General features: G+C 66.0%; 1 protein-coding gene. It reads left to right on the top strand.

Annotated elements, in window-relative coordinates; all coding sequences use genetic code 11:
• On the top strand, positions 1-810 hold an 810-nt coding region (locus ACX28W_RS43985; protein WP_459005704.1), incomplete at both ends, for an alpha-amylase family glycosyl hydrolase.

Genomic DNA, 810 nt, shown 5'->3' with positions numbered 1-810 from the left:
GACACGGTGCTGCTGGCCGAGGCGAACCAGTGGCCGGAGGACGTGGTCGACTACTTCGGCGACTTCCCGTCCGGCGGCGACGAGTGCCACATGGCGTTCCACTTCCCGGTCATGCCCCGCATCTTCATGGCGGTGCGGCGTGAGTCGCGCTATCCGGTGTCGGAAATCCTGGCGAAGACCCCGGCGATCCCGTCCGGCTGCCAGTGGGGCATCTTCCTGCGCAACCACGACGAGCTGACCCTCGAAATGGTCACCGACGAGGAACGCGACTACATGTACGCGGAGTACGCCAAGGACCCGCGGATGCGCGCCAACATCGGCATCCGACGGCGGCTGGCCCCGCTGCTGGACAACGACCGCAACCAGATCGAACTGTTCACCGCCCTGCTGCTGTCCCTCCCCGGCTCGCCGATCCTCTACTACGGCGACGAGATCGGCATGGGCGACAACATCTGGCTCGGTGACCGCGACGCGGTGCGCACGCCCATGCAGTGGACCCCGGACCGCAACGCCGGCTTCTCCTCCTCCGACCCCGGCCGCCTGTTCCTCCCCACGATCATGGATCCGGTCTACGGCTACCAGGTCACCAACGTCGAAGCGTCGATGTCCTCGCCGTCCTCGCTGCTGCACTGGACCCGCCGCATGATCGAAATCCGCAAACAGAACAAGGCCTTCGGCCTCGGCTCCTACACGGAACTCCAGTCGTCGAACCCGGCGGTGATCGCGTTCCTGCGCGAATACAAGGACGACCTCGTCCTCTGCGTCCACAACTTCTCCCGCTTCGCCCAGCCGACGGAACTGGACCTGCGG

It is taken from the genome of Streptomyces sp. SD15 (genome assembly GCF_054462255.1).
The sequence above is the reverse complement of the archived record's forward strand: the minus strand, read 5'-3'. Positions and strand labels throughout refer to the sequence as shown.